General features: G+C 49.3%; 10 protein-coding genes. 6 read left to right on the top strand and 4 right to left on the bottom strand.

What is annotated here, in order from left to right; all coding sequences use genetic code 11:
- Window positions 1-55: 55 nt before the first annotated feature.
- The 3 genes from KDK19_RS07320 to ptsI all read right to left on the bottom strand — a co-directional run bounded on the left by KDK19_RS07320 (window position 56) and on the right by ptsI (window position 4,759).
- A complete protein-coding gene (locus tag KDK19_RS07320) occupies window positions 56-235 on the bottom strand; it encodes a hypothetical protein (RefSeq protein WP_257291645.1) in 180 nt (59 codons plus the stop codon).
- Window positions 236-237: 2 nt separating this feature from the next.
- Window positions 238-2,856, bottom strand: a complete 2,619-nt coding sequence (adhE, locus tag KDK19_RS07315; RefSeq protein ID WP_257252520.1) for a bifunctional acetaldehyde-CoA/alcohol dehydrogenase — start codon at window positions 2,854-2,856, stop codon at window positions 238-240.
- Window positions 2,857-3,049: 193 nt separating this feature from the next.
- Window positions 3,050-4,759: a phosphoenolpyruvate-protein phosphotransferase PtsI gene (gene ptsI / locus KDK19_RS07310; protein WP_257252521.1), complete on the bottom strand. Its 1,710-nt coding sequence runs from the start codon at window positions 4,757-4,759 to the stop codon at window positions 3,050-3,052.
- Between the two features lie 858 nt (window positions 4,760-5,617).
- On the opposite strand from ptsI, the gene KDK19_RS07305 reads away from it, so the two are divergent.
- From KDK19_RS07305 to KDK19_RS07280, 6 genes are all read left to right on the top strand, one after another.
- A complete protein-coding gene (locus tag KDK19_RS07305; protein ID WP_257281735.1) occupies window positions 5,618-6,121 on the top strand; it encodes a DUF29 domain-containing protein in 504 nt (167 codons plus the stop codon).
- 40 nt (window positions 6,122-6,161) lie between these two features.
- Window positions 6,162-6,329, top strand: coding sequence for a DUF29 domain-containing protein (locus KDK19_RS07300; protein WP_257252523.1), 168 nt, complete (start codon window positions 6,162-6,164; stop codon window positions 6,327-6,329).
- A 192-nt stretch (window positions 6,330-6,521) separates the two neighbouring features.
- Complete coding sequence (gene fba / locus KDK19_RS07295) at window positions 6,522-7,379, top strand: class II fructose-1,6-bisphosphate aldolase (protein ID WP_257281733.1); 858 nt, start codon at window positions 6,522-6,524, stop codon at window positions 7,377-7,379.
- A gap of 166 nt (window positions 7,380-7,545) precedes the next feature.
- Complete coding sequence (fba, locus tag KDK19_RS07290; protein ID WP_257255336.1) at window positions 7,546-8,610, top strand: class II fructose-bisphosphate aldolase; 1,065 nt, start codon at window positions 7,546-7,548, stop codon at window positions 8,608-8,610.
- Between the two features lie 269 nt (window positions 8,611-8,879).
- The gene (nagK, locus tag KDK19_RS07285; RefSeq protein WP_257255337.1) at window positions 8,880-9,785 is read left to right on the top strand and encodes an N-acetylglucosamine kinase; all 906 of its coding nucleotides are present in this window, start codon (window positions 8,880-8,882) and stop codon (window positions 9,783-9,785) included.
- Between the two features lie 89 nt (window positions 9,786-9,874).
- Window positions 9,875-10,876: a hypothetical protein gene (locus KDK19_RS07280; protein ID WP_257281731.1), complete on the top strand. Its 1,002-nt coding sequence runs from the start codon at window positions 9,875-9,877 to the stop codon at window positions 10,874-10,876.
- Between the two features lie 54 nt (window positions 10,877-10,930).
- Here the strand turns inward: KDK19_RS07280 and KDK19_RS07275 are convergent.
- Window positions 10,931-11,359: hypothetical protein (locus tag KDK19_RS07275; RefSeq protein WP_257291644.1), on the bottom strand; the 429-nt coding region annotated here is incomplete at its 5' end.

Raw genomic sequence — 11,359 nt, 5'->3', positions numbered from 1 at the left:
TTGTATTAGATAGTTTTAGATTATAATAGATTATTGCGAACTGTTTTTAACCCAATCAATATGCGAGCACGCCATAAACATCGGAGCCTCTCTGGCCAATCTTGCCGGATAACGTTCTTCGCTTTCGCCCCTTTGATTTCTTGTATTTGCCAATAGTCCATTGAACCAGTGTGACTCCAGATAGTTCAGAGCCGCCTTCAATGCTGATGTGTGGAACGCCCCACGGTAAAAACAAGATCACTCACCGTAATAAGCTTTCTTCAACAAATCTTCCAGCTCAGAGACCAGTGGCATTCTTGGGTTGGCCGTTGTGCACTGATCTTCAAAAGCATGATCCGCCAGCATTTTGACCTTTTCCATAAACCCTTTCTCGGAAATACCCAATTCTCTCAGAGACGAAGGCATCTCTACCCGTTTCATCAACTGACGAACCGCATTAGCCAGAGATTTAACTCCTTCTTCAGCAGTTTTGCAGGGCAGGCCGAGAGCCTTGGCCACTTCAGCATATTTCTCATGGGCAATGTAATGATCGTATTTCGGGAAAGAAGCTACCTTGGATGGATTGGGACAACCGTTGTACTCAATCACATGAGGCAACAACAGCGCATTGGCAAGACCATGGGGAACATGGAACTCGTGCCCCAGTTTATGAGCCATCGAGTGATTGATACCCAGAAAGGCGTTGGCAAAGGCCATACCAGCAATGCAGGAAGCATTATGCATCTTTTCTCTGGCCACCTTATCAGCTTCTTCGTAGGATTTGGGCAGATACTCAAAAACCATCTGAGTCGCCTTCATAGCCAGCGCATCCGTATAATCAGAGGCCATCACAGAGACATAAGCTTCCAGTGCGTGAGTCAGGACATCCAGACCTGTGTCTGCGGTCACCTTTTTAGGCACCGTCAGCACCAGATTCGGGTCCAGAATGGCTACATCAGGCGTTAACTCGTAGTCGGCCAGAGGATACTTGATGCCTTTTTCTTTATCGGTAATGACGGCAAAGGAAGTCACTTCAGAGCCGGTTCCGGAAGTGGTGGGAATAGCCACCAGTCTGGCTTTCTTGCCCAGTTTCGGGAACTTGTATACCCGCTTGCGGATATCGAAGAACTTCTGGGCCATACCCGCAAAGTCAGCTTCTGGCTGTTCGTAGAACAACCACATACCCTTGGCTGCATCAATGGGTGAGCCGCCACCCAGAGCAATCACAACGTCGGGATTGAAAAGCGCCATATCCTCGGCACCCTCACGAATAGTCGCCAGACTTGGATCGGCCTCAACCTGATTAAACACCCTCACCTGCACTGGCACCGGGCGTTTCCTCAGGTGGTAACGAATCTTCTCAACATAGCCCAGATCCTGAATCACTTCGTCAGTTACGATAAACACACGAGAGATGTCGGGCATTTTTTCGAGGTACTGTAGAGAGTTGGCTTCGAAATAGATTTTTCTGGGCACCTTGAACCACTGCATGTTAACCCTGCGCTTGGCAACACGCTTGACGTTGATCAGGTTAACCGCAGAAACGTTGGACGTCGTACTGTTCCCGCCATAAGTGCCACAGCCCAGAGTCAGGGAAGGCATGTTGGTGTTATAAATATCACCAATGGCACCGTGGGTGCTTGGCGAGTTAATGATGATACGACCGGCCTTCATCGCCAGCGAGAACTCATCAATCACATCATCATTCTGGGCGTGCAGAACAGCCGAATGCCCCAGACCGCCAAAATTCAGCATCTGATCGGCCAGCTCAATCCCATGCTGGGTATCTCTGGCCTTGAGAAAACCGAGTACCGGTGAGAGCTTCTCGCGGGACAGAGGAAACTCAGGTCCGACCCCTTCAATCTCAGCCGCAATCACCCTTGTCTCCTGCGGTATTTTGATCCCTGCCAGCGCCGCAATATCGGATGGTTTCATACCCACAATCTTACTGTTGACATGGCCATCAATAATGACCACCTCAGACAGACGATCGGTCTCTTTGGGAGAGGTGAAATAGACATTAAGCCTCTTCATTTCTTCCTTGAAAGAAGCGTAAACTTCGTCGTGTACTATGGCAGCCTGTTCGGACGCACAGATCATGCCGTTGTCAAAACTCTTGGACAGCACCAGATCATTGGCGGCCTGCTTGATATTGGCAGTGCGATCAATAACACAGGGCACATTACCCGGCCCCACCCCCAGGGCCGGTTTGCCAGAGGAATAAGCGGCTCTGACCATACCTGAACCACCGGTGGCGAGAATAACTGAGATCTCGGGATGGGTCATCAACTTCTGAGTCGCCTCCAGCGATGGATGCTCTACCCAGAGTATGCAATCTTCAGGCGCTCCTGCCTCAGTAGCTGCATCGCGAACAATTCTTGCCGCTTCTGTTGAACACTGTTGAGCCGAAGGGTGAAAAGCAAAAACAATAGGGTTACGTGTCTTGGCAGAAATAATGGACTTGAACATGGTGGTAGAGGTGGGGTTTGTCACGGGTGTAATACCACAGACAACACCGACGGGTTCAGCCACCAGCATGAAATCCTCCTCCTCATTGTCCTCAATCACACCGACGGTTTTATCGTATTTGATTGAGTGGTAGATGGACTCAGTCGCAAAGATATTTTTGGTGACCTTATCTTCGAGGATTCCCCTTCCGGTTTCCTCAACGGCCATTCTTGCCAGCTCCATGTGAGCAGACTGGCCTGCCAGAGCCATAGCCCGAGTCACCCGGTCCACGTCTTCCTGATTGAGCTTAAGGTACTTTTCTCTTGCTATCCCGGCTAGCTTGAGCAGACTATCGAGCTGTTCATCCACACTGGACGTAGTGTCGTGTTTTTTCTCCTTAGCCTTGACTGCTGGTTTTTTACTCGCCATGAGAATCACCTCGCACTGTCGTTTATTAAGACATCATCGTTCGTTAAGACTCAGTTCGTTAAGACATAGTTCGATCGAAATACTTTTACCCTTCGGCACTGCGTCCGGGTGTTCGCGCTCTGACCGGAAAATGTTTATTGGCTGACTTTCTGTAATGAGCCTCAGGAAAAGAGGGGCTCACGCCCCCTGGCTGTTAACCGACAAACGCATCAAGGGCTGTCTGAACATCCCCGGTAGTAGGTTGATTCATCACCTCATCGGCCAGTTTGTGCAACGCTTCGAAACGCTGCTCTCTGAGCACTTTCTTAACCCTGGGAATCGACGTGGCACTCATACTGAACTCATCCAGCCCCAGACCCGCAAGTATCAGGGCTGCACGTTCATCGCCGGCCATTTCTCCACACATACCGGTCCACTTGCCTGCTTTATGAGAACAATCAATCACTCGCTTTATGGAGCGCAGCACGGCGGGTGCCATAGGGTTATAGAGATCAGCAATCATTTCATTGCCACGATCGACAGCCAGCACATACTGAGTCAGATCATTGGTGCCGATACTGAAAAAGTCCACTTCTTCAATCAGCAGGTCAGCGACCATAACAGCAGCAGGAGTTTCCACCATGATGCCTATTTCAACATGATCGTCAAAACTCACACCTTCATGACCAAGCCCGGCCTTGACGTCTGCCACTATGGCCCTCAGACGTCGGGCTTCTTCCACAGAAATGACCATGGGAAACATGATCTTCAGCCTGCCAAAAGCACTGGCCCTGAAAATGGCTCGTAACTGGGTGTTAAGAATGTCAGGCTTGTCAAAGCACATTCGAATGGCTCGCCAGCCGAGAAATGGGTTCAGTTCCTTAGGCAGATCCAGATAGGGCAGCTCTTTGTCACCACCGATATCCAGAGTGCGGATAATCACCGAACGACCGCCCATAGCTTCTGCAACGCTCTTATAAGCCTCGAACTGCTCTTCTTCCGAAGGCATTTGAGTGCGGTCCATAAACAGGAACTCGGTTCTGTAGAGACCCACACCCTGAGCACCATGGCGTTCAGCCCCTTCAACATCCTTGACCGTGCCAATGTTGGCACAGACTTCGAAGGTTTTCCCGTCAAGCGTTTCACAAGGGAGATCTTTAAGCTTGGCCAACTCAATGCGTTCTTCATCCAGCTGTTCCCGGAGAGTTCGGTAGTAATCCAGAGCAGAGGCATCAGGATTCACCAACACTTTATTGTTGATAGCATCCAACACTATCATGTCACCACTCTGGATTCTGTCAGTCGCCACCCTGGCCCCGACAATGGCAGGCAGTTCAAGGGAACGAGCCATGATGGCAGAGTGAGAAGTACGACCACCGACGTTGGTCACAAAACCCCAGACCTTTTCGAGATCGATCTGGGAAGTATCAGAAGGCGTCAGATCATCTGCTATAAGAATGGAACCTTCTTCCACTTCCTCCAGGGAAGTCACAGGAATACCCAGCAAATTCTTCAGCATCCTGCGTCCCACATCCCTGATATCCGCCACACGCTCACGCAGATAAGGGTCGTCCAGCTCTTCCAGCATACTGACATTGACCGCAATGGCTTCATTCAGTGCCGCGTCTGCTGGCTTCAGAGAGCGAATTGCAGAAACAACTTCTTCTTCCAGTTCTTCGTCTGTTGCCACCAGAATGTGACCTTCAAAGACCTCTGCCTCTTCTTCTCCCAGCTTGTCCGCAGTTTTGTCACGAATGGCTTCAAGCTGCTCAACAGTGCTATCCCTGGCCTGCCTGAAGCGAGCAATATCCGCCTCCACCTCAGCTTTGTCGAGAACGCCATCGCTGATCTGTATTTCGACCTCTTTCAGCACAAAGGCGTTACCAATGGCCACGCCGGAAGACGCAATAATGCCTGAAAACATGATCCTACCCACTCAAAAAATTATCTACTGAGAAAAACAGCTCGCCCTGCCTCATTTGATAGTGAAAGATGACGCAAACTATTTTTTCCAAGCTCTTGGCCGCACAGCTACCGGATTATCCGTTTTATAACTTACAGGATACAACTGGCAATCAATCACACAAACTCTGACAAAAATCGACAAATTATTTCAAGATATACATCCTGATATGGCACTCATTCCAAGCGTCACTACTCTTAACGAAACCCACTGCAGGCCCACTCCAAGATAGTGCATCATCAAATCAATCGCCTGCCGTTTAATGAATGAGTCTCAACGAAGTAAACACTTTCAACAAGTGTTTTTAAAAGCTTTTAAGCCATACAAAACCCTTTGCTATATAATGTTTTTTCATTAATAGACGAACTCAATCAATTAATATCAAAACTTGTTTCCAGATGGCGGTGTTAGTTAGTACTTAAATCCCCAAAAAAAAGTGTGACACTTCGTTTCGGAAAATACCAAAAACCATCCACACTTCTCACGAAAAATTGCTTCACACCCTAATAGGATTGATTTCCAGTCAATATACGCATTATTACCTAACACCCGACAAACGGGGCGCTGAAAGGCGAATTTCAGGGCATACATCAATAAAACGTCGAGAATGTTCAGCCCCCCCTGCCCGAAACCTCTTTCACTAGGCGACAAACTTATTTTAATCACGGCGCAAGACAACGGCATCGCCAGCGGCCCCGGTGCGACCCAATAGCCGGTTCAGGATTTCCCGAAAGTAGCGGTCTACGCTGGTTGATAGTGAAGGGAATGACATAACGATCCTTGTTCTATACTCTGCTGTGATTCAAGAGGTGCCACATCATGGATAATGATCAAAAAACACTGTACCAGTCCGACTTTTACCGCTGGAAAAAACTGCAAAAACAACACTTGCAAAACCGTGAGTTCGACCGGCTCGACCTTGATAACCTGATTGAAGAAGTAGACGAAATGAGCAAAAGCGAGCGCCATACACTGGAATCCCATCTGGTTATTCTGGTGCTGCACCTGCTCAAATACCAATACCAAACCTTCGTGATTAACCCTAACCTGTATGAACCTAAAGAGTTCAGAAGCTGGTATGACAGTATTTCCCAGTCACGTCTGGCCATCAGCCGGTTAATCCGAAAAAACCCGTCCCTGAAGCACGAACAGGATGACGCCTTGATAGAGTGCTACCCCGATGCCAAATACGCTGCCATCCGTGAAATGAATAAATACCTGCGGGAGAATCACCAACTGGATCACACCAGCTTCCCTGATAGCTGCCAGTGGACCTTCGATAACATTATGGTGGATGATATTCTGCCGGATACCGCACCCTGATAAACTGAATAGACTGGCTGAGATTAACGGGAATCACACCATGAATAATGATCAAAAAACACTTTATGAGTCCGACTTCTATAGCTGGACTAAACAACATGCTCAACTCATTAAAGAACGTCGGTTTGACAAACTTGATCTCGATAACCTTGCTGAAGAAGTGGAAGATATGGGGTTGAAGACATTCTTAAACTCCCTCTCTTTATAACTGGAGACAGATAAAGTTTTTTTGTTAGACTTCAGGCAAGCCAAGTTTCAAACCTCTGATTTAATTTGCATCGCGGTATAAACCATTCAGTTTGTATGACTCGGAAAATAAAGTGTTATCCAACTCCATGACTGGATAACACTCCAACTGATTCAGGGTCAGTTCCCCATACCACTGATGGAGGAAACCTTTATGGCACTGGTATCCATGACTGAAATGCTGAAGAAAGCCCTGGAAGGCAAGTACGCGGTTGGCCAGTTCAATATCAACAATCTGGAGTGGACTCAGGCTATCCTGACCGCTGCCCAAAAAACCCGGTCTCCTGTTATTCTCGGCGTATCGGAAGGCGCGGCTCGTTACATGGGTGGCTTTAAGGTGATTACCGCCATGGTAAACGCCTTGATGGAAAGCATGGAAATTACTGTACCGGTTGCCATCCATCTGGATCACGGCTCCAGCATTGAAAAATGTAAAGAAGCCATCGAAGCCGGCTTCTCGTCTGTAATGATCGACGGCTCTCATGGCCCATTCGAAGAGAATGTTGCCATGACCAAAACCGTGGTTGACTATGCCCACGCCCGCGGTATATCGGTCGAAGCGGAGCTGGGTGTTGTTGGTGGTCAGGAAGACGACGTTGTTGCAGATAACTGCATCTACGCTGATCCACAGGAATGTAAAGAGCTGGTTGAACGCACCGGTGTAGATTGTCTGGCTCCAGCCCTGGGCTCTGTTCATGGCCCCTACAAAGGTTTGCCAAACCTGGGCTTCGATGAGATGTTGCAGGTTAAAGAAATGACCGGTGTTCCCCTGGTTCTGCACGGCGGCACAGGCATCCCGACGGCCGATATCCGGAATGCCATCAGCCGTGGCACTGCCAAGATCAATGTCAACACAGAAAATCAGATCGCCTGGACTAACATGGTTCGCAAGGTACTGGCTAATGACGCCGACGTTTACGATCCACGTAAAGTCATCGGCCCGGGTAAAGAAGCCATCGTTGAAACCGTCATGGGTAAAATCCGTGAGTTCGGCTCCGAAGGCAAAGCCTGATTTATCAGCCCGGTAGCCAGGGCTACCGGGACTTGCTGTTCGCCCGCCACTTTCTTGTCTAAACTGCTTTGCAAATACTCAAAGCCGTTGATGTTTTGCACCGCCCCCAAGAAACAGGGATAATAGCCGTCGAATTCAACCACCCCTTGATTAGCAGGAGCAGGCAATGGCCCTGATCAGCTTGCGTGAAATGCTCGACCATGCCGCAGAAAACAACTACGGCGTTCCCGCATTCAATGTCAATAACCTTGAACAGATGCGCGCCATCATGGAAGCTGCCGACGAGACGGACTCCCCCGTCATCGTTCAGGCTTCTGCCGGTGCCCGTAAATACGCAGGTGCCCCCTTCCTGAGACACCTGATTCTGGCAGCCACGGAAGAGTTCCCCCACATACCGGTGGTTATGCACCAGGATCACGGCACCAGCCCCGCTGTCTGTCAACGCTCCATCCAGCTTGGCTTCACTTCCGTGATGATGGATGGCTCACTGAAAGACGATGGCAAAACCCCGTCTTCCTACGAATACAATGTTGACGTAACTCGTCGCACGGTAGAAATGGCACACGCCTGTGGTGTTTCTGTGGAAGGCGAACTGGGTTGCCTGGGCTCTCTGGAAACCGGACAGGCCGGTGAAGAAGACGGCGTCGGCGCCGAAGGCACCCTGTCACACGACCAGTTGCTGACAGATCCGGATGAAGCGGCAGATTTTGTAAAGGCCACTCACGTGGATGCTCTGGCCATTGCCTGCGGTACCAGCCACGGCGCCTACAAGTTCACTCGCCCACCGACAGGCGATATTCTGGCGATCGACCGCATTCGTGAAATCCACCAGCGCATCCCGAACACCCATCTGGTGATGCATGGTTCGTCTTCTGTTCCCCAGGAATGGCTGAAAGTCATCAACGAAAACGGTGGGCAAATCCCTGAAACTTACGGTGTACCGGTTGAACAGATTCAGGAAGGCATTCGTCACGGCGTTCGCAAGGTCAATATTGATACCGATCTTCGTCTGGCTTCTACAGGTGCCATCCGCCGCTTCATGACTGAAAATCCTTCTGAATTTGACCCACGCAAATATTTCGCAGTGGCCACCAAAGCCATGAAAGATATCTGTATCCAGCGTTATGAAGCGTTCGGCGCTGCAGGTCAGGGTTCAAAGATCAGCAACACCAGCCTGGAAAGCATGTTCGTTCGTTACGGTAAAGGTGAGCTGGATCCAAAAATCCAGTAAAGCAACCGTTGCTTGATGTTGCTTGATCAAGAAAGCCAACTTCGTCCGGGGTTGGCTTTTTTCATGCTCAAACTGTTTTAGATCATTCAACTCTACTGGTAAAGAATGTTATAAAACACTGCACAATTCTTTACTGCCCTATTTTTATCTGAAACAGACCAATGTCTAAAAAGAACCGGTACGTTAAACGAACCGGATTCTGCTCATGCAATAGAGGCGGTTCAGATTTAGTTTCAACGCAGTCACTAAGACAGATTCAGGAGTGAGCCATGCTGTTTGGGTTGGATATCGGTGGAACCAAAATGGAGCTGGCTGTTTTTGATCATGAGCACAACAAACACGTCAACAAACGTGTACCCACACCGACAGACTCCTACGATGCGTTTAAAAATGCCATCCGGGAGCTGGTTCTCGAAACCGATCGTGAATTAGACACACGGGGTAGCTTAGGTATTGGTATTCCGGGATTTATTAATCCGGATACCGGCAAGGCTCAGTGCGCCAATGTTCCCTGTGCCAACGGCCAGAACCTGAAGGTTGATCTTGAATTGCTTCTGGATCGTCCCATCAAAATTGAAAATGATGCCAACTGTTTTGCTCTGTCAGAAGCCATTGGCGGAGCAGGCGATAACATCCCTACGGTTTTTGGTGTGATTCTCGGAACCGGTTGCGGTGGCGGTCTGTACATCAACGGCAAGCTTCATGATGGCAGCAACAACCTGGCAGGTGAATGGGGACACACGCCATTGCCTTATCATGTTTTCAAACTGGCTGGCGAAGACTTTCCCATTGTTAGGTGTGGCTGCGGCATGCACGGCTGTCTGGACAACTACCTGTCGGGCAGGGGTCTGGAACTGACGTATAAGCATGTTGCCGGTAAGCCCCTGCCAGGCAAAGACATAGTACAGCTGTTCCGCCATCATGATAATCAGGCGGAACGGGCTGTTGAGATTTATTGTGAACTGCTTGCTTCCGGATTGGGCGCCATGATCAACATTCTGGACCCTGGTGTCATTGTTCTGGGTGGCGGTCTGTCAAACATTGACGAACTCTACGAGCTGGTGCCTCCCTTACTGCCGAAGTACACCCTGAACATCGGACAACTGCCCGAGATTCGCAAGGCAAAATTCGGCGATGCCGGGGGTGTTCGTGGAGCTGCTATGCTGAACGCCTGAGTTTTAAGCAAGACCTATTCTTTATTACAATTTCTAAAAAAGGGTCTATGCTTTCCCGCATAACTTATTCCTCTTAAAAAGGACTAACTATGATACCTTCCCGGGGGCATGCAGGACGCTTGGGCTGCAATAAACTGTCTTCAAAAGCCAGATGCCTGAAGATCAAACTCATCGGCGCCATTCAGCTCATTACACTACTCAGCTTCTACTTTCACACTTCGGTACAGGCGAACGAAGGTATGCGGATGAGTGAAACCCATGAAAACTGCCATAAAGCCATGCGGGATCGCCATCACTACAACCCATTTCATTTTCCCAAACATCTGACATGCGAAACCATCCATATCACCTGGGAGGGTGCGTATTTCGAGAAGACCGTTTTCGTGCCTCCTAACAAATTGATACACACCTGCACCTGGCACCCACCTGCCTGGGACCACCCTTCCGAAAATACCTCTGTGAAAGCCCTGCCCCCTGATTGTCAGGCACTGTCATCCGGCAGCCGGTACCGTAAAATACCCGAATACCCGATCATACCCATCAATGATGATATCTATCTTCATCCCGAGCAGACCCTTTCAGAACTCATTACCTATGGCCTATACAACGGTGGCAACCTGGTTCAGATGTTCTTGCACGGCATGATCTATAAGAAAATATGGGAAAACTATCAGCTGTCCGGCGGTGGCTTCGCCTCCATACCGATAATGCTCAGCACGGCCTGGAACTCTCTTGCAGTATATAAACACGGCCTGCATACCACTAATATCCATCGTGATCGTGAATTCAGCGCGGGAGAAACGGCTTTTGAAGTGATCAGTACGTTCATTGAGTTAAATTTTAAACTACCCTATGTCCTTCAGGTGTTGATCCACTGGCCTTCGGTGACTTTCCGGGACGGGAACCATGCAATGAAAGAGCTGGCGTTCTTTGGGCTGATCTGTTTAAACACTTATGTCACTATCAATTCCTGGGCTCCTTACTTCTCTGGCGATCATGACCATGTGCACTGCCCTGCCCTGGCTTCTGCCCCCGAAAACGCCCGCTGCACCAAGCAGACTGAAGAAATGCACATTCTTCTGGATCAATAGACAGGCATTAAATTTTGGGTATTCGAAATGGAGTGCAGGTTTGAATTTTATGTATCACTTGCCTGACGACTGACTACTATATTTATCAACCAACGGCACAAGTGCCTGTGCCTGCTCAGCAATGGCCGGATCATTGATACGTTTTGCAATCCTCAGCCTTACATAGATATGGTCGTCATCTTCAGGCCAGGTTCCTCTCCCTGCCTGCACTTGTGACACCAGATGCTGCACGGAGTACCAATTAACCAATGGCCAAAGTGCCTGTGCCTGCTCAGCAATGGCCGGATCATTGGTACGTTTTGCATTCCTCAGCCTTGCATAGATATGGTCGTCATCTTCAGGCCAGGTTCGTCTCCCTGCCTGCACTTGTGACACCAGATGCTGCACAGAGCACAAATTAACCAATGGCCAAAGTGCCTGTGCCTGCCCAGCGATGGCCGGATCATTGCTGCGTTTTGCACTACTCAACCTTGCATAGATATA

Source organism: Endozoicomonas sp. ONNA1, from assembly GCF_024606325.1.
GTDB lineage: Bacteria > Pseudomonadota > Gammaproteobacteria > Pseudomonadales > Endozoicomonadaceae > Endozoicomonas_A.
This window is presented reverse-complemented; position numbering and strand designations above follow the sequence as displayed.